This window comes from Neokomagataea anthophila (assembly GCF_018122595.1).
In the GTDB taxonomy this organism is placed as follows: Bacteria; Pseudomonadota; Alphaproteobacteria; order Acetobacterales; family Acetobacteraceae; genus Gluconobacter; species Gluconobacter anthophilus.
In genome coordinates this window covers 64,599-83,243 of the sequence record NZ_JAGRQH010000007.1, presented here as the reverse complement: position 1 = coordinate 83,243, position 18,645 = coordinate 64,599, and the positions used below count along the sequence as shown (strand labels likewise).

Here is an 18,645-nt window from a genome sequence, read left to right as displayed (position 1 = left end):
CGAACGCAGATTATTTATAAGAAGACTATATTGAAGATTTGTATTTACCAACGAAAGCCGCTGACCTTCTGGGTGAGCGGCTTTTTTTATTGGGATTTATTTTATGACTGTATTGAATACTATTCAGTGTGGGGCAGTTGTTTTTGTCGGTTGGCAGACCATGGTGGTTCTGGAGGTGGGGCATGGTCAGGCTGTGTTGTGCCCTTTGGTGTATGAAGATGAGGCGCCTCATCGTGCTGATATGGCGTTACATTGGTCAGAATTGGTTGAGGCTGGTTTGAACCGCATTGATGTGCGGTGTCGGGCTATTCCGTGTCAGCGAGATGTACGGAAGTTACGCCTTTTGGGCCATGTGGGCAGCGAGGTGATGGCTCGTATCGTGCCGGCGGCTCTTCAAGAACAAAAAAGACGTTTGGCTGAGCAGAGGAGCGGAGAGCGCTGGGCTGAGGCACGATCGCGGCAGGTTGTGGCTCGGACGCGATTGGCTCGGGAATGTCGAGATGAGCAGCATGTACAGAAAGCTGTGCGGCGGCGGCTTGGTTGAAGAGGGGCGGGTTTTGGCAAAGGGGCAGGGCATGGTCGGTGAGCGGTTAGTAAAGAGTGGGCGGTCAGGTGGTGGCCGGACACGTAGGCGCCAAGAGAAATTCCTGACGCATTTGGCATTAAGCGGAAATATCTCTGAAGCTGGGCGGGTGGCAGAGGTACAGCGAGGGACGCTGTATAAGTGGAAGGATACAGACCCTGATTTTTGTGCGCGTTGGGAAGATGCTTTGGAAGAGGCTGCCGATTGCCTAGAGGCGGAAGCGCGGAGGCGGGCTGTCGAGGGGTATGATGAGCCGATTACTTATGGTGGGAAGGTGGTGTGTAACCCGGAGACGGGACATCCTTTGATCCGTAAAAAATATAGTGATGGGTTGATGGCGTTTTTGTTGAAGGCGCATCGTCCATCACGCTTTAAGGCGGCGGAAGGTGCTGCGGTGTCTGGCGCAATTTCGATTAATATTAGCCATGACGACAACGCTCTTTAAACTTAATGACGGGCAGCGTGAGGCTGTGCGGCTGTTGGGGGGGGATGCACGGCATATTCTTTTGCGGGGTGGATCTCGTTCTGGGAAGACGTTTGTTCTGATGCGTGCGGTTATTATTCGTGCGTTGAAGGAGCCGGGGAGTCGGCATGGGGTGTTTCGTCATCGTTTGACGGCGCTGAAGGCCTCTGTGCTGCGGGACACGTTTCCGAAGGTTATGCAGAAATGTTTTCCGCAGGTAGTTTGGAAGTTGGACCGGCAAGATTGGGTGGTGACGTTTCCGAATGGCTCGTCAATTTTATTCGGCGGGTTGGATGATGAGCAGCGCACGGAAAAAATTCTTGGGTTGGAATTTTCAACGGTTTATTTGAATGAGGCGAGCCAGATTAGTTATGGCGCGCGGAATATGCTGCTGACGCGGCTTGCGCAGAAAACGGGTTTGGTGAACCGGGAATATATTGATGCGAACCCGCCGAGTGTAGGGCATTGGTTATATTCATTATTTGAGACGGGTATTGAGCCGAAGTCGGGGGAGCCTCTGGGTAATCCCGCATTATATGCGACGATGATTTTGAACCCGCACGCTAACCGGGACAATTTAAGCCCGGAATATTTGGCGGCGTTGGAAGCATTGCCAGAGCGAGAACGGCGACGTTTTTTACATGGTGAGTATCAGGTGGCCGTTGAAGGAGCGTTGTGGCGCTTGGAGATGTTCCGGCGGGAAGGGGCGGTGACGTCTGCGACCCGGCAGGATGTTGCGGCACGGATGCGGCGTATTGTGGTGGCGGTTGATCCTTCGGGGGCGTCTGGGCCGGAAGATACGCGGTCTGATGAAATCGGGATTGTTGTGTGTGGTGTGGATGGACAGGGGGTTGGCCATGTTCTGGAAGATGTGTCTGCCCGTGATAGTCCGGCGGGTTGGGCGGCACGTGCGTTGCGTGCCTTGGATGAATGGGGTGCTGAGCGCATTGTTGCTGAACGCAATTTTGGCGGTGCGTTGGTGGAAGGAACGCTGCGCAGTGTGAGGGCGCATGCACCGGTGAAAATGGTGACAGCAGCGCGGGGTAAGGCGGCGCGGGCTGAACCGGTTGCAGCGTTATATGAAGTTGGAAAAGTTGTTCATCATGGGCGTTTTGCGGCTTTAGAGGAGCAGCTCTGTTACTTCTCTGTGAGTGGTTACCGTGGGGCGCGGTCTCCAGATCGAGCGGATGCGATGGTCTGGGGGTTGAGTGAAGTGATGTTGTCATCAGGGGGGCAGGTAGCGAGTTGGGGCTCGTCTGGTTTTTCCTTGATGCGGTGATGAAAGCTACGGGCTTTTTTTCGTTTTCAAAATTGGAGAGCTCATGGACTGGTTGTCCCTGCAACAGCGTTATGCTGTGCCGACAGGTGCTTCGGCGCGCACGGCACGTTTGCTGGCGCTTCGACGTGTGTTGGATGGTACGCAATATGATGCGCTATCGTATCCTTTTGCGCAGGAGCGTTCTGGGGCGGGAGAGTATATTCCGCTTTCGAACCGTCGTCCTGCTGTGCGGACGAATATGTGTCGGACGGTTGTGGATGATGCGGTGTCGCTTTTGTTTGGTGACTCACATTGGCCGAGTTTGGTGGCGGATGATCCGCGTGTGGCGGATGCCATGGGGATGTTTGCGTCTCAGACGCGGTTGGCGTCTTTGATGATGGAAGCGGCGACGTTGGGCTCTGTTGGGTCTGTGGCGATGCTGTTTGAGGTATCTGCTGGGGTGCCGAGATTATCAGTGTTGGATACGGCGTATTTAACACCGTTTTGGGATGATGCCAGTGGTGAGCTGCTGCGGGTTGAAGAGCGCTTTTTGGTTTATGGGCGTGATTTAGCGGCGCAGGGGTATCCGATTGCTCAGGATTTGTTGGGTGCGCAGTTCTGGTGGCAGCGCATTTGGACGCCGATGGATTGTATTGTGTCCGTTCCTTGGATGGTGGGGATGGATGGTGGGGCGCGTGATGAGCGGCGCTCTGTGCATCATGGGTTGGGGTTTGTTCCGATCGTATGGATGCGAAATTTGGGCGTGCATTCTGGGCGTGATCCAGAAGGTGAGTGCACGTTTGAGCGGGCCATTGATACGGTTATTGAGGCGGATTATCTGCTTTCGCAGGCGGGGCGGGGGCTGAAATACGGTTCTGACCCGACGCTTGTCTTGAAAACTGGTGGTTTGGCTGAGGGGGTTGCGCATCAAGGTGGGGCAGCGGCGGCGCTGACTTTGCCGCCAGAAGGTGATGCGAAGCTGTTGGAAATTAATGGCAGTGCAGCGGGAGCGGTGCTCGATCATTACCGGGAATTGCGCCAGATTGTGTTGGAGCAACTGCACGGCAATCGGGCGCATGGTGATCGACTGTCCGGAGTGCAATCGGGGAGAGCGATGGAGCTGATGTGCCAGCCTTTGATTTGGCTGGTGGATCGGCTGCGCCATTCTTATGGCGAGGGGGCTTTGCTTGAAGTGTACCGGATGGCGTGCCGTTTTTCGCAGGTGTTGGACAATGGGTTGCGGCTGGGTGGTGTGTTGGTCAAGGACCTGCCGCTGTGTCGGTTGAGTTTACGTTGGCCGCCATGGTTTCCAGTTGCTGATCAGGAGCTTCAGGCTTTGGCTCAGGGCTTGGTCACGGCGGTGTCGAACGGAATTGTGAGCCGGGAAACGGCGGCGAAAATGTTCGCTACGGCGTCTGGTCATCCAGATCCCGGCTTGGAGTGGGCTGCGCTTGAGCGGTGTTCTGCATCTACGGGTGCTTTTAATTCGATGAGGAAATGATGTCGAATTCTCGAGAGAAATCCGTAAGCGATGATGCGCTGCGGCAAGCGTTGGAAGCTGCGCAAAATGAAGTAAACTCTATGCGTGGTGAGATGGATGCGTTGTTGGCGCGCCAAGACGCTATGACACGGACGCATGAAGAAGCTTTGTTACGTGTGAAGACGGAGAGCAATCGTGAGGTTGTGACTGCGGCTTTGCGTGCAGAGGCGATGCGGATGGGGGCGCATAACCCGGATGATGTTGTACGTTTGCTTGATGTGAGTGGTGTGCGGCGTGATGATGGTGGTGCCGTTATTGGTGTGACAGAAGCTTTAGAAAATGCTCGGCGTGAGCGGGCATATTTGTTTGGTGAGCAGGTACGGCCGGGTGTGGCTCTGGGTACGACGATGGCGCATGGAGCGCCGCGCCCTGGGGGGCTTGAGCCTTTTGATGCGCGTTCGGCATCAAGTTCGGACTATGAAGCGCGTAAGTGGCAGTTTTTAGCGCGTTCTTAAGAAAATTTCTGACGGATTTAACAATTTCACGTGTGTTTGGCGCGGTATTTTACGGGGTATATTTATGAGCATTGATAATTTTCCAGTTCAGCTTCAGGCCGCAATTCAGCAAGGTTTTCTGGCTCGTGAGTTCGAGAACGGTTTGAAATCTCGTTTGGGTTTTCGTCAGGTGGCGGATCGAGAGGTTTTTCCGAACGCTATTGGTGAAACGCTGACGAAGACGCGTAAAAGTTTGAAAGCGCCAGTGACGACGCCGATGAACCCAACGGCGAACACGAATTTTGATAATGGTATGAGTCCATCAGGTTGGTCGATTGAGCAATATACGCTGGGGATTAACCAGTATGGCGATACGATTGACCTGAATATGGTGACGTCCGGTGTTGGGATTGCGTCACAATTTTTGGCGAATGCGAATACGAACGGTATTCAGGCGATGCAGTCTTTGGATCGTCTGGCTCGGAACACATTGTTTGGTGGCGCGCCGGGCGGTGTAGGTGGTTATCTGGGCGGTAATACGCGTGTTATTACGACGCTAGGTGCCGCTGCGACGGCTGTGCAAGTTGATGATGTTCGTGGTTTCCAGTCGGTTATTCTCGGCGGTCAGGTCGTTCCGGTCGGTACGAGCAGCGGCATGACGGTGACGGTTGGTGCGGGTTCGTACACGTTGATTGCCGTTGTTCCAGATGCAGTGAATGTGTCCACCGCGCCGGGTGGTGTGTCGGGTGTTCTGCAATTCTCGGCGAATGTATCGGTTTCGGATGGTACGGCGGGTCAGGCTGTTGTTGCGGCGACGGCGCCTATGGTTATTCGCCCTAATGGTCGTTTGACGACGGCAGCGTTGCAGACGGCGAGCGCGAAGGGGCTGGCGGATACGCTGGGTCTACAGCAGGTTCTGGCGGGTGTGGCGACGTTGCGTCGTAATAACGTACCGATGATTAATGGTGCGTATCATTGTTATTTGGATGATCTACAGCTTCTGTCTCTCTTCCGTGATGATGATTTTAAGCAGCTTTATCGTGGTGCTTATGGTTCGGAAGAGTATCGTTCTGGCCAAGTGATTGAATTGCTGGGTGTACGATTTATTCCGACGACTGAAGCGCCGCAGCAGGCTTCTTTGGGGGCGGGCACGATTCATCGTGCGCTGTTGTTGGGGCAAGGCGCATTGATCGAAGGGGATTGTGCTTTGACGGGGCATTCGGACATTCCGGATGCCGAGCGTGCGCTGATTGAGATGGTGGATGGTGTTGCAATGGTGACGCGTGAGCCGCTGGATCGTTTGCGTCAGATTATTGCGCAATCTTGGTATTGGATTGGTGGTTTTGCGTTGCCGACTGATGTGACGGCTAATGTGAATGTTATTCCGACCGCAACGAATGCGTATTTGAAACGTGGTGTTGTGATCGAGAGTTTGGGTACGGATGCTCTGGGGCTAACGTTCTAAGGTGGACGGAAGAGGCGGTGTGTTGAGCACTGCCTTTTTTTAATGTGAGGTGGGTATGTCTGAATCTTTGGGTCTGTCGGTCGATATTTTGACGGATAGCGAGAAAATGGATGTGCGCCGCTTTTGTGGGTATCCGGCGATTGGGGCTTTGAATACAGGCCAAGAATCATGGCGCTTTTTCGAAGTCGAGGGAGCGTTAGAGTGGAGGATACAAAACTTGTCTGCGGCAGAATTGCAGCAAGTACGTTTGTATTTGACGCAGCTTTATCCGTTGGAAAAAGCGGTATTGGGTGCATCAGATAATCTGGATACTGCGCAGGCGGCGAGTTGGACGCATAATGCGCGGGAAGTACAAGATCGTATGGCGTTATTTACGGTTTGGCGTAGGCGGTTATGTGCGTTTCTGGGGGTTACTGGCGGACTTGAGTTGCAGGACGGCCGTGCTGTTGTCATTTGAGGGGACACGGCGTGCGATCTGATCTTTTGGCGTTAAAATTAGGCCGTGGTTATGCGAAGGCAGCTCAAATTTTGGGGCGGTCTGGGGTGCAGTACAGGCCGACGGATGGGATGTCTGCGCTGACAGTGCCGTATGCGTCTCCCATGTTAGCGTTTGATGTGGACCCATCTTTCTCTGGTGTAAAGCCTGCGGGATGGGGGGTGGTTGCACGGTATGTTTTGTCTGATCGGTTGAGTGATACTCGGGTTGGTGATGTTCTGACATGTGGTGGTCAGAATTTTTTTGTGGCGGCGGTTGATGTCAGCACGCCAGCCTTGTGTGTGGCTTGTGATCAGATTGTCAGTGTGAGTGCGGTGAGCGGTGGCAGTGGGATGGTCGTATCAGGCTGCCCCGCGGCTATTATTTTGCGGTCTAAAGGGGAGAGTGCGCAGAGTGGTATGCCGGGCTCGGCTCGGCCTGGGCAATTCGTGTTGTATTTACCGCATTTGCCGGGGATTATGTTGCGCCCTTATATGACGGTAACGTCAGATAATGGTGCGACATATACGATTAACTCAGCAGAAAAATCAGCGTGGGGATTCCGCTGCGTATTGTCGTTGCAGCAGGTTTGAGGGGGAAAGATGGCGGGTCTATCGCAGGTCGGTCAAGCTTTGGCCTATCAATGTGCTCAGGTGACTTATCCGCAAGGTTTGCATGCAGAAAGTGTGACGGGGCGGCAGGTTATTATTCGGCGTGGGTGGTTACTGCCGAACGATATGTTTGCGGTGCAGGGAATACGCAATAATGTTGATTATCTGACCATTACGATGGTGCCGCGTAATACGCAGACATTGCCGGAGCCTTTGGGGAGGCCATGGACAGTCCGGCGACGTGTTGCGGCGACGGTTGGCGTTGTTCAGATGAGTGGTGGACGAGTTCAGGTTACCTTTCCTACTGGTGATATGCCGACTGGCGTGGTGGGGCTTTGGGCTGAGGATGGACGTTCTGCTGCGAGCGCGGTGATGGCTGGTGATACGCCGGGGTCTGTTGCGCAGGCATTGGCGTCTCAATTGAGTGGGGCGACGGTCGATGGGGCGATGTTGTCCGTGCCTGAATGTACTTTGTTGGGGCGTGTGAGTGGATATGGTGAATCTGTTCGGACGGTAAGGCGCCAGATACAGCGTTATCGGGTGTCTATTTGGACGGCGGATGCATCTGTTCGTGAGGTACTTGGGGACGTCGTGGATACGGCTTTGGCCGATATGAGTTGGTTGCCTTTAATTGATGGTGGGCAGGGTCAAATTCGTTTTGCGGGCGTTGAAGATGTCGATACGATGCAAAATGAAACCTTATTCCGGCGTGATTATTTCTACGATATTCAAGTTGATGCGGAACAAGTGCAGTGGTCGTCAGAATTAATATTTGGCGGTGGGCAGTTTGATCATGGTTCCGTTGAAGGATGGGGAGAGCATGTACCGCGGTTTAATACGGCAGTGGTGGAGCATGCTTTGCAGTCCATGAAAAATGCTGAAATGCAGCAGGCAGGGAAAGCTATTTACCCCGGTTTGGTTGTGGATGCTTTTGGAACAGTGAGTGCTGTAAGCGATTGACCGTCGTTCGCTGAGTATAGTTTTTAATGTGTAAAACCTCTGCCTTTTGGGTGGAGGTTTTTTTGTTTTGGGAATGAAGCAGAATGTCTCTGATTTATCAGGCTGGGACGCTGAATACGACGGCGCTGACGGTTCCAAATTTATATGTGCAAATTGCACAGCCGCAGGCTTTGTCGTTGGCGGGTGCGGCATCGTCTAAATTAGGTATTGTGGGGACGGCGGGGTGGGGGCCCGTTGGGGTGCCGGTGACGTTGGGCAGCATGGCGGATTATGCGGCAGCGTTTGGCCCAAAACAGAAGCGGGTTACGGATGCTGGTGTGGCGCTGAACATTGCGGCGATGCAGGGGGCGTCTTTTTTCTCTGTTGTGCGTGTGACGGATGGCAGTGATAGTGCGGCAGCGGCTACTTTTGAGGGTGTAACGCTTCAGGCTGTATGTACTGGGTCCGTGGGGAATGCGATTAATGCCGCGGTAACGGTGACTGGGAATGGGTTCGCTCTTTCAGTGTCACATCCTGTTTTGGGTGCGGCGAGTTATGCAGGGGCAGACTGGCCTAGCCTTCAAGCGGCAGTAGCGCAGGATTTATCGGCACTGATCAAAGTTATCTTGCCCGCTACGGTGCCAGCACTGGTTGTTGGTAGTGCTGTATTGTCTGGTGGTAGTGATGGTGGTGTCCCATCCTCGCTGGCGTTTGTTGGGCAAGATGGGGCGGTTAGAACTGGCTTGTATGCTTTGCGTGGGCAAAGTTGTTCTGTTGGGCTTTTACAGGGTGTGACGGATAGCACTTTGTGGGCAGCGCAGGCAGCTTTTGGCTTGAGCGAAGGCGTTTATATGATTGCCGCGACGCAGGTGTCTGACACAGTGTCTAATGCTGTTGCTGTGAAGGCGGCGAGTGGTGTGGATAGTGTGGCGCTGAAGTTAATGTTCGGCGATTGGTTGTATTGGAATGATGATACGTATGGCATGATGCTTGTGAGTCCGCAGGCTTTTGCGGGTGGCATACTTGCGGCGTTATCGCCTGAGAAATCGAGTTTGAATAAGCCTCTTTCTGGGGTTGTTGGTAGTCAGAAAGCAGGTTTGAATGGTGGGAGTACGAGTTACTCCTCTGCTGAGCTTTCAGCGCTGTTTACTGCTGGATTGGATGTTATTTGTAATCCAGCTCCAGGTGGTGCGTATTGGGCTGTGCGTTGTGGGCATAATAGCTCGAGCAAGAATGTTGTTAATGGTGATGCCTATACGCGGTTGACCAATTATCTGGCGGCCTCCTTAGCAGGAGGTATGGGGCGCTATGTTGGTCAGGTGATTAACGATACCTTGTTTGGCGATATTCGAGCGACTCTCTTGGGTTTTCTGTCTTCTCTTTTGGCGCAGGGTATTCTGGGCCGTCAGGGGGGCGATCTACCGTATAGTGTGGTGTGTGACGCGACTAACAATCCACAATCACGTACGGCGTTGGGCTATGTGCAGGCAGATATTGCGGTGCGCTACCAAGGTATCAATGAGAAATTTATTGTGAATTTACAAGGTGGGTCATCGGTAAGTGTGTCCACCCTTGGTGGGAGTATTTAAGTATGGCCAATCCTTACAGTATTGGGCGTGATTGCCGCATCACGGTGTTGTGGAATGGTGAACGGATTGATTTGCGGGATGTGACGTCTTTTGGTGCCTCACAAGAAACGCAGGCGCTGCGAGCACATCCACTTAATGGTGTGCCAATGGAATTTAATGTTCCAGATGGCTGGCGTGGTTCGTTTCAAATTGCACGCGCTTCGGCTGCTTTGGATAATTTGGTCGCTGCGATTGAAGCTGCTTATTGGAATGCTGGTACGGTTGGAGCGGGGACGATTTATCAATACGTCTCTGAACCGGATGGGACGACCAGTACATGGGAATATACAAATGTTTCCATCAAATTGAAAAATGATCCGTGGCAGTCGGATCAGATGATGCATCAGACGGTGCAGTTTTTTGCGTCAACACGTACAAAGGTTTCGTAAAAATGTTGCCCAAAGATATCACGTTAGAAGATGGACGTAAGCTCTCCCTGCGAGAGTTGGACCCGGCAGATATGTTGGATTTGATTGAGGCTGCAGGTGCGACAGTTAATGGTCCCGCTGCGGGGGCATGGTTGAGTTATGCGGAAATGATTTGTTCCGTGACGGCGATTGATGGTGTGCCGGTGCAGATGCCCGTGACGAAAGATGAAATTCGCGATTTGGCGCGGCGTTTGGGGAAAAGCGGACTTGCTGGTCTTCAGCCTCTTTTTGAAGAGGTGGGGGATCAAGAGGCGCTAAAAGTTACTGCAAAAAACTGAGTAGGCACCCTGATTTTCAAGAGATTTTGTATCTTTTGAAGGTGGGGGTGCCGTGGGATCAGGTGACATCTTGGTCGCGTGCGCGGCGTATGGCGGCGTGTGTGGTAACGGCGGAACGTGAGGGTTTCTGTTTTGACTGGGATGCTCTGTGTTATCGAGAGCAATCATGAAAATACAGAAATGGTGGGGTACTCGTCTTAGGCCCAGGGCATTAGTGCGTGGTATTTTGGAGGGTAAAATGAGGTATGCGCGTTTGTCGCATGTACCGCATTTTTTTTTCTTAAGACCCAATGCGCATCAATGTCATATCGAATCAGAAACTATGGTTTCTGGAGAGATGATGCGCCCTTGGCGTTTACCGAATATTAAAAGAAAAATATTAAAAAATAACGATGCTTTTCCTGTAAAAAATCATCACGTACATGTTGAGCATAAAAATAAAAAAAACAATGCATCAAATAATCATGTTTGTACGTTGTTGGGTGAAAAAATACCACCCTCTGAATTTGGTTCTACGCAGCATTTAAAGAAAAATGTTCTTAATAATTTTCAGAGTTATAATCGTCCGATTAACATTTCTCCTGCTCGGCAGGTGTTGATGAAAAAGCAAAAATACAGGCACTCTGTTGTGCCGGCACCATCTAGTGTTGAGAAAAAACATAGTTTTTTTGAGGCGAGAGGGTGTTTGTCAAAACAATACCAAACCGGAAGTGTCATGGATGAGTATCAACGATGGGGAGAGAGCCAGAGCGTACAGCAGAATAAATCGTTATTTATGCCCCAGGAGGGAGTATCTTGTGCAGAGAGTAGCACTCGAGGAGCAACGCAGCGCTTAGCATTGCGTCGCCGGTCGGGGGGGGTAGATGAAATGTCTTCGCCTCAATATCCCGGATTAAGTGTAGGTTATCTATAATAAAATATTCATATATTGAGAGGAATTTATGGATTTAACTCTCTCAAATATAGGCAATGCCATTGGTGCAATGGCAAAAATTGGTTCCTCTTCACCTGTGATTTTGGGGGATGTAGTTCTAACTGGTATTGAGGTTCCGGATTACTTGCAGGTTGGTGGGAGGCAGATGATGGTAATTCATCGTTTGCCAGGCGGTCAGCGTATCATTGATGCATTAGGTAATGACCCGGGGCGTTTGGAGTTGCGTGGTCGCTTTCTCGGTGGAGGAGCTCAGGCGAGAGCTCAGTCTATTGAGCGTATGCGTAATGTAGGTAAAGCAATTTCGTTCTCAGCTGCGGGTTTGTCATTATCTGTTTTTATTTCAGAATTTTCGTATCGTTATGAAGATAAAGGTGCTCTCTGTACTTATTCTTTGACATTAGAGGCCGTTCATTCAGCGACATCACACGAGTCCACGAGTGATGTTGAATTGTTCGGAGAAAATATAGATAAGGTAGAGAATTTGCTTTCATCTGTGATTTCAGGACCTATACGAGATGCTTTTAATTTAACGTCTCAAATGGGTACGGTTGCTGCGCAGATTATGCCTGTTGCCGCAATGCTTGGGGCAGGTGGGACCGTTAGTCGGGTAATGAATGCTATATCGAAGGTTCAATCTATTGCGCAGGCTAGCCAAAACTGGGGGGAGTCTACTGTAGCGCTACAGCGTATTGGGGAGCAGCTGGGCGTTGCAGGTGGAGAACTCACGTCTCTGGCTGGTGAAACAGGCGATCAGCTTGATACGTTATTGATTAATAATATGGGTGCTTTGGGGCTAGCTAATGTACATGCTGGCTTAGAAAGTACTGCGGTTGACGCATCATTACAAGTAAAGAGAGCTCTTTCTCGTATAGGTAACATGCGAGGGGCGTAAGAAATTTTTTATTTGTGAGTTGGTATGAAAAATATTTACATCGGACCCGAAGATAATTCACTTTTTCATTTGGCAGCGAAGTATTGTGATGACCCATTTTTTTGGTGGAAAATTTTAGAAATTAATCAACTCACAGATTATAATTTAAGTAATTTTGAAGGAAATGTAGAAATAAAAATTCCATCTCAGTCGATGGGTATAAATACAGGGCTCCCTCCTGAAGTTTTGTTCGTATGATACGTAAATTTGAGACCCGTATTTTATGGGATGGTCAAGCAGATGAAGAATTATCTGTTTTAGAGTTTGAGATAGATGCTAGCCGTTATGAGACATCCGATGTTGCGGTGATATCGTGCGTCTTAAAGACATCAAAAAAATCACAATGGTATCAAAATGATTTTGTAAAATCTCCATGGTTGACTTTACAGATCAGAGATATAAATAAATCCAATTGTTGGAATAATATTTTTGAAGGTCGTGTTGATTATATACGACGTTGGTATGGAAAAAGTAATATAGAGTTTGAATGTCGTGATGCTATTTCATCGTTAATTGATTTTAGAATACAGGATGGTTGGACAAATTATAATAGTCGAGATATTTTTTCTATTATAGCGCAGAAGGTTGGGTTGGAAATTGATGTGGAATTTCCAGATCAAATTGATGATAAAATGTGTGGTCAATTCTGGCAAATTGAGCATAAGCGGAATCTGTTTTTATCTCAGCATCGTTTTCAGACTGGTGCGGATATTATTTTTGACATTGCTCGAGATATGTCCTGTGATGTGTATGCAGATGGCCAGAAAATTATGTGTCGGCCGATCCATGGTACTCCGCAGAAAAATGATGAGATATTTGATTTTCGTGAGGCATCTTGTCATGGGGTTTTATCGTCTGATGTTAATTTAAATAAAGGAATTATAGTATTTTTCTCTTCATGGGATTCTAGGCAGCGTGTGAGTACACATGTTTATTATGATGGAAATTCTTTTTCTCAGAGTATAGCAGAAGGTAATAATAAAATTTATAGCTTTCGTACTCCAGGAAAAAGACTTGAAGATTTAAAACGTTTGGCGCGTGCAAAGTATAATCGTTTAATTTCTCATAGTGTGTCATCTGAGATTTCTGTGCCGGGGTTAATAGGGCTTAGGCCAAGGAAATTTGTGGCTCTTTTGCTGGAAGGTATGACGTCTTATTTTTCTATTGAGCGTGTGGTTTCTCATTTTTCTCAGCAGTATGGGTTTATCCAGAATATTACAGTTAGAAAACGGGTGGCATAATGAATGATATAAGCCTTTTGGCTGCCGCGCAGATGAATCGGATGGCGCACGCTGTTTTTGGTATTGTGTCTGCGGTAGATCCGACCAACCATGCGATTAAAGTACGTGTGCAACCTGAAAATATTGAGACAGGTTGGATGCCTGATGTGTCTGGTGTGCAATCAGGCGACCTTAAAATTGCGTGCCCATCTTCTATCGGCACTCATGTTGTATTATTGCCTATAGAAGGAGATGCAGAACAGTTTATTGCTGTGGGAGCTTTATTTGATGCGGTGGTATCTCCTCCACGTGTGCCTGGTCTGAATAGAGTAGTTCAGACAGGCGAATGGTTTATGCAGGCAGGTGGAGAGAATTCTCTGGGTGCCTCAATATTTGTATCCGATGATTCATTGAAAATGAATGTAGGTAATTCAGGTTTTTCTATAAAAAATAATGAAGTAATAATTTCTGTTGATGGGGTTGTGCTGTCTGTGAATTCCGAAGGAGTGCAGGTGCAGGGGGGAGACATACGAACTGAGAGTTTTAGTTTAAATAATCATTGTCATTTCGTAGGGGCTCAAAAAAGTACAGGGCCTACATTATGATCTCTTTAGGTCATATATACGGTGGAGATCTACAAATTTCTGCTTCAGGTCTGGCATGTGTATCGGGAGAAGAGGCAACAAAACAGAGAGTATTACGTGGTATTTTGACGAATTCTGGTGGTTATGTGTGGCATTATGACTATGGAGCAGGACTGCCCCGTATGGTTGGTAATGTTGTCGAGGAGGGGGTTATATCTGCGGCTATTCGTCAAAGTTTGGCAGCTGATGCGGGTGTTGATTCGTCTCGACCTATTGAAGTGAGTATTATTCAAGGTTTGGGTGGAGTAGTGCAGTGTGTAGTTTCTTATTTTGATAAAATAAGTGGTAATATAATTTTATTAAAAGAGAATATTTAAAGTAAAATCCGCGTCAACGGAGATTGTAATGCCGTTTTATTTTCGTTCATTTACAACGATGGTTTCGTCATCGTTGACTGCGGTGCAGGCTTCCTGCGCTCAAATTGTAGATGTTTCCATTGGATCACCAACAAGGGCTTTAATGGAAGCTGTTGGGGGAGTTGGGCTTTGGTTGCAGTATGCGGTGATACAAGCATTACAGCGTACCCGTTTGGGAACTTCGACGGGAGATGATTGCGATAGTTTCGTTGCTGATTTTGGTATGACGCGATTACCTGGCGTTGCTTCTACCGGAGTTGTGACTTTGATGTCCTTTACGCCCGATGCTCAATCAGCGGTAATTTTACCGAGTGTTATGGTCCGTACAGTATCAGGTTTATCTTTTGGGGTTGTCCGGAATGAAGCCCATCCTGCTTGGTCCAGTAGCATTGGTGGGTATGTCCGCTCTCGCGGTCAAGAAAGTATTGATGTTCCTGTTGTTTGCCAAAAATATGGAGTTATTGGAAACGTTGATGTTGGAGCTATATCCTTGATGGGTACTGCTGTGGCTGGTATTGATACAGTTACTAATGAAGCGGCCTTCTCAAATGGCTTTGATGCTGAAAGTGATGAACAATTACGTGCACGTTTTCCACTTTGGTTGGCCGCTCAAGCGACTGCAAGTAAGGCGGCGATAGCCAGTGCGGTGACTAACGTACAAAATGGTCTTAATTATACCCTGGAAGATGGTCGGGCTGCTGATGGTAGTTTTTGTTCGGGGTATTTTACGGCTATTATTAACGATGGCAGTGGGGCGCCTTCAAAGCAGTTACTTCAAAATGTTTATAGTGCCATTGATAATGTCCGTGCATTGGGCGTTGGGTTTGCGGTGCATGGGCCGACAGTGCTTCCGATTTCTATTTCTATGACGGTATCTGTGCAGGGGCTTGTTTCGGAGCAAGAGGTACAAGAGGCGATTTCAGAAGCGATTAGACATGATATAATAAATTCCTCTATTGGGGCAGGGTACGCATATAGCCGTCTTTCTTATCTGGCTTATGTTGGAACAGGTATTGATGTTAAATCTGTATCTAATGTTTTATTGAACGGCACAAAAGAAGATATTCCTCCTTTTGAGGCGCAGTCTCTGAGTGTTGATAATATCTCTATTAATGTAATTAAAAATTAATTTTTAGGTATTAATATGTCTAAATTTAATAATTACCCAAGGATTTCATCATTAACAGGTGATGAAATTTTGGTTCTGGCTGATCAGTCTGGTGTTATGACTGTAACGGCGACTGCTGGGCAGTTAGCTAGTGTTCCTGCCAATGTGCAAGAGAGTGGAGAGTTTTATCAAGATAATGGTGCTATTGTTAATCGATTTTCTGATCGGCTTCTTGTAGGCAATGCAGCTAAAAATCCGGCATTAAGTGATCGTGACAAGTCTTCTCATAATGACTGGTTGTCACAAACGATGGCTAATACGTCTATCGGGCCTTGGGCTCTTCAAGGGGCACAGTTTGCGTCGGTAGCGCAGTTTGGAAGTAGTGCTATTGTTGCAGGATCACGTACTTCTGATGCAAAAAAATCTCCGAGTGTACTGGGGTTTCAGCCGAGTTCGATTGGTGTCTCAGCTTGGGCGGTGTCTGATGATACCACTAATCCAACAACGACCACAGCTTATGCTTTTTATGGCGAAGGCTGGAGGTTGGCTGGGGTAAATTACCAGCCGACTTTTTGTATGGAGTTGGAGGGAGTTAATTTCGGCGGCCCTGTCGTTGGAGAGACAACTCCTTATTCTATAAATGTTGGTGGTGGGGTGTATGGTATTCAACTGGGGGTGGGAGGGGGGCAGACTTCTGGTACATCTGACGCCGCTGCTGGTATCACCTTTGTTTCTAACCCCAATAGATGGCAGTCGGGTATTGTTTTTGGTGCTACGTCTTTGGTCGGCACTGATGGAGAAGATGCAGGCTATGCATCAGCTATGTCTTTGGCACGTAATCAGGGAATAGAGTGGCATACTCCGGTTTCTGGTAGTGGGTCGGGTGGGGTCGGGGCTTTTGTACGTTCCACGGTCTCTGACCGCACGAGTGGTGTACGGCAAGAGTTTGTTGATAATGGTGTTTATTTTGGAAATATTTCCGGAAATTCAATCTTTTCTATAAAAAGTACAAATAATCCGAATAATACTTTGCAAATTCAGCCTGGTGATGGACAGCAGGCGGCGGGTATTTATGTACAAGAAGGAACACAGGGCTCAGCAAATTTAGGTTTATACCCTGCTCCTGGAGGGGAGCTGCAAATTACGTCGCCTGTTAGTAATGTGGGAGGGAATATTCCTGCGCAAGCGGGAGGAGGTTTTCTCCACTTTAATGTAAATGGAATAGATTACCGTATTCCTCTTTTGACAGTTGAGCAGGCGGGGGGATAATTTGTGGGTATATTGCGAGATCAAAATAACTCAATATTGCGTAGTACTGATGGTAAAGCTCTTTTTGATAATCAGCCTTCTTCAGGTTCTGTAGACGATTTTTCTCTTCGCTTTCGGCGGCTGTTGCCGATGGGGTGGTTTCCTGATGCGCCTAATGATGGGGAGCAGGAAACGGCACCAGTTTTGGCAGCTATATTACAGGGCTTTGGCTGTGTTTTTTCTGGTGTGTGGGAGCAGATACGAGCGCTGCGCCAGTGTTCGCGTTTGCAAACAGCAACAGGTTCTTTTGTAGACATGATTGCTGAGGATTATTTTGGACGAGGTGTCTTTCCGCGTAAGTTACGAGAATGTGACGTAAATTATCGGCAGAGAATTGTCCAAAACATTGTATTGATTAGAAATACAAGGGCTGCAGTACGGGCGGTTTTGATTGCGGAAACAGGAAAAGATCCAACCATTATTGAGCCGATAAACGCGGCAGATTGCCATGCACTGGGTAGTATTGCGCAGCCATCTTGTGGGGGTGGGTATGGGTATGGTGTTTCTGGACTACGTTATGGCGGACAGAGTGGACAATTTTTTGTCGAAACATCGTTAGGTAACGCAGAAAGTTTAGAGGCGATTTGCCGTTCTTTGCAGCCTGTTGTCGCATTGGGTGTTGTTGGCTGGGTGAAGGTAGAAGTATAATGGATCGTGCACTTGTTTATCCTGGTTCTGTACCTATGGATACAGATATTTTGCGGGTTGGTCGTTACGGTAAAGCAGCTTTAGGAACCATAGCTGATATGGTTTTTGGAGCTGGCGTTACTGCGGCTTCTGGTTTGGCCTGTACACCCTCACCCGATGGTTTGTTTTTGACGATTGGTCGTGGTGTTATTAGTGCTTCTGGGGTGATGGACGCGACTAATTTGGGTGGTGCGGGAGCCGGTTTGCCGGCAGATTTTTCATCTGTGACAGTGCAGTATGTCAACGCGTCTGATGTGAATGTTCCTGTATTAAGTACGGGAGCAAATTTCACAGTTTATGCGGTATGTTCTGAGCAAGACGTTGATGCGAGTGTTTTACCATTTTATAACGTCGATAATCCGTTACAAACTCAGGCAGGGCCTAATAATACAGGGCAGGCTTTGCCTACGCGTCGTATGGCTGGAATGTCGTTTGTTGTTGCAACGTCTATGCCGTCTGCTCCTGTGGGAGGAGTAGTTGTTGCACTGTATACGATTAATGTGCCGAGTGGCGTTCAAAATTTAAGTGCCTTGCATGCCGTACCGCTGGAGGTCTTCTGGCCTACTATTCCTCAAATGGCGACGCGTAATTTGGTAGCAGATGTTACGCAATCTACTCAATTTTTGATCGCGAATACATCGTTACAAGTGCCACAATGGGCTACAAGTGTGGAATTGCGCGTGATTGGAGGGGGAGGAGGAGGAGCGGCGTCGACCACAACAAGTGTTAATGGTTCCTTATCTGGTAGTGGTGGTGGTGCCGGTGGGGATGCTTGGGGAGTGTATGCCGTTGACCCTTCTAATAGTGCGCCGTTGGTGGTGACGATTGGACAAGGTGGCAGTAGTGGTCAAACGGGTGGAACGACCCTGATGACATATCAGGGGCGTGTCTTGTTGCAGGCAAATGGTGGGCAGGGTGGCTCTTTTTATTCACCTACCGGATCTGCTGGCGGTAGTGGTGGTAGTGCGTCTGGAGGGACGGTTTGGAATCAAACGGGTAGTACCGGTGCAGATGGGCAGTGTGGTGCTTTAGTGTTTGCGGGCTGTGGTGGCTCTGGACCGTGGGGTGGTGCGGGCCGTAGCGGTAGTCAAGGGGGGCGTCCAGCGACACATTATGGAGCTGGCGGTGGAGGTGCCTATTCTGTGTCTACAGAAGGTTTACCCTCTTTGGGGGGAGCAGGCTATCAAGGGTGTGTACTGTATCGTTTTTTGCCCTGATCAATGAAAAATATTAAGATATTTTTTTGAAATACTTACCAGCAAGAGCAATAAGGTATCGCTCTTGCTGGACACTGCGGCATGATCGGGCCATTCTTGCCAATTAGTAAACACATCAGTGTTTCATTTTCTGCGGAT

Annotated in this window: 21 protein-coding genes; all 21 read left to right on the top strand. The window is 49.0% G+C overall.

Going from position 1 to position 18,645, the window contains the following annotated elements; translation table 11 throughout:
• Positions 1-103 precede the first annotated feature (103 nt).
• The 21 genes from KB213_RS09820 (at position 104) to KB213_RS09720 (ending at position 18,507) form a co-directional block, all read left to right on the top strand.
• Positions 104-544: a hypothetical protein gene (locus tag KB213_RS09820; RefSeq protein ID WP_211682621.1), complete on the top strand. Its 441-nt coding sequence runs from the start codon at positions 104-106 to the stop codon at positions 542-544.
• Entirely contained in the window at positions 501-1,028 is a 528-nt protein-coding gene (locus KB213_RS09815) for a hypothetical protein (RefSeq protein ID WP_249110465.1), read from the top strand. The genes KB213_RS09820 and KB213_RS09815 overlap by 44 nt, the downstream gene beginning before the upstream one ends.
• Complete coding sequence (locus KB213_RS09810; RefSeq protein ID WP_211682619.1) at positions 1,009-2,325, top strand: phage terminase large subunit; 1,317 nt, start codon at positions 1,009-1,011, stop codon at positions 2,323-2,325. Before KB213_RS09815 ends, KB213_RS09810 begins: the two co-directional genes overlap by 20 nt.
• A 43-nt stretch (positions 2,326-2,368) precedes the next feature.
• Positions 2,369-3,805: a phage portal protein gene (locus KB213_RS09805; protein ID WP_211682617.1), complete on the top strand. Its 1,437-nt coding sequence runs from the start codon at positions 2,369-2,371 to the stop codon at positions 3,803-3,805.
• Positions 3,802-4,299, top strand: coding sequence for a phage scaffolding protein (locus KB213_RS09800; RefSeq protein WP_249110464.1), 498 nt, complete (start codon positions 3,802-3,804; stop codon positions 4,297-4,299). Before KB213_RS09805 ends, KB213_RS09800 begins: the two co-directional genes overlap by 4 nt.
• Positions 4,300-4,363: 64 nt before the next feature.
• Positions 4,364-5,743, top strand: a complete 1,380-nt coding sequence (locus tag KB213_RS09795) for a DUF4043 domain-containing protein (protein ID WP_211682615.1) — start codon at positions 4,364-4,366, stop codon at positions 5,741-5,743.
• 55 nt (positions 5,744-5,798) lie between these two features.
• A complete protein-coding gene (locus tag KB213_RS09790) occupies positions 5,799-6,200 on the top strand; it encodes a hypothetical protein (RefSeq protein WP_211682612.1) in 402 nt (133 codons plus the stop codon).
• Between the two features lie 11 nt (positions 6,201-6,211).
• Positions 6,212-6,811, top strand: coding sequence for a hypothetical protein (locus KB213_RS09785; RefSeq protein ID WP_211682609.1), 600 nt, complete (start codon positions 6,212-6,214; stop codon positions 6,809-6,811).
• 9 nt (positions 6,812-6,820) lie between these two features.
• On the top strand, positions 6,821-7,789 hold the full coding sequence (locus tag KB213_RS09780) for a hypothetical protein (RefSeq protein ID WP_211682607.1): 969 nt from the start codon (positions 6,821-6,823) through the stop codon (positions 7,787-7,789).
• A gap of 83 nt (positions 7,790-7,872) precedes the next feature.
• Entirely contained in the window at positions 7,873-9,357 is a 1,485-nt protein-coding gene (locus KB213_RS09775; protein WP_211682605.1) for a phage tail sheath protein, read from the top strand.
• A 2-nt stretch (positions 9,358-9,359) separates the two neighbouring features.
• Complete coding sequence (locus tag KB213_RS09770) at positions 9,360-9,785, top strand: hypothetical protein (protein ID WP_211682603.1); 426 nt, start codon at positions 9,360-9,362, stop codon at positions 9,783-9,785.
• A gap of 2 nt (positions 9,786-9,787) precedes the next feature.
• Positions 9,788-10,102 (top strand): hypothetical protein, encoded by a 315-nt coding sequence (locus KB213_RS09765; RefSeq protein ID WP_211682601.1) that lies wholly within the window; start codon positions 9,788-9,790, stop codon positions 10,100-10,102.
• A 166-nt stretch (positions 10,103-10,268) separates the two neighbouring features.
• Positions 10,269-11,015 (top strand): hypothetical protein, encoded by a 747-nt coding sequence (locus KB213_RS09760; protein WP_211682599.1) that lies wholly within the window; start codon positions 10,269-10,271, stop codon positions 11,013-11,015.
• Positions 11,016-11,043: 28 nt separating this feature from the next.
• Entirely contained in the window at positions 11,044-11,928 is an 885-nt protein-coding gene (locus KB213_RS09755) for a hypothetical protein (protein ID WP_211682597.1), read from the top strand.
• A 233-nt stretch (positions 11,929-12,161) separates the two neighbouring features.
• Positions 12,162-13,208 (top strand): hypothetical protein, encoded by a 1,047-nt coding sequence (locus tag KB213_RS09750; RefSeq protein ID WP_211682595.1) that lies wholly within the window; start codon positions 12,162-12,164, stop codon positions 13,206-13,208.
• Positions 13,208-13,792, top strand: a complete 585-nt coding sequence (locus KB213_RS09745) for a phage baseplate assembly protein V (protein ID WP_211682593.1) — start codon at positions 13,208-13,210, stop codon at positions 13,790-13,792. Before KB213_RS09750 ends, KB213_RS09745 begins: the two co-directional genes overlap by 1 nt.
• Positions 13,789-14,148 (top strand): phage tail protein, encoded by a 360-nt coding sequence (locus KB213_RS09740; protein WP_211682591.1) that lies wholly within the window; start codon positions 13,789-13,791, stop codon positions 14,146-14,148. The genes KB213_RS09745 and KB213_RS09740 overlap by 4 nt, the downstream gene beginning before the upstream one ends.
• 28 nt (positions 14,149-14,176) lie before the next feature.
• Positions 14,177-15,316 (top strand): baseplate J/gp47 family protein, encoded by a 1,140-nt coding sequence (locus KB213_RS09735; protein ID WP_211682590.1) that lies wholly within the window; start codon positions 14,177-14,179, stop codon positions 15,314-15,316.
• A 15-nt stretch (positions 15,317-15,331) separates the two neighbouring features.
• Complete coding sequence (locus KB213_RS09730; RefSeq protein WP_211682588.1) at positions 15,332-16,564, top strand: hypothetical protein; 1,233 nt, start codon at positions 15,332-15,334, stop codon at positions 16,562-16,564.
• A 3-nt stretch (positions 16,565-16,567) separates the two neighbouring features.
• Positions 16,568-17,251, top strand: a complete 684-nt coding sequence (locus tag KB213_RS09725; RefSeq protein WP_211682586.1) for a hypothetical protein — start codon at positions 16,568-16,570, stop codon at positions 17,249-17,251.
• Complete coding sequence (locus tag KB213_RS09720) at positions 17,251-18,507, top strand: glycine-rich domain-containing protein (protein WP_211682584.1); 1,257 nt, start codon at positions 17,251-17,253, stop codon at positions 18,505-18,507. Before KB213_RS09725 ends, KB213_RS09720 begins: the two co-directional genes overlap by 1 nt.
• The last annotated feature ends 138 nt before the right edge of the window (positions 18,508-18,645 follow it).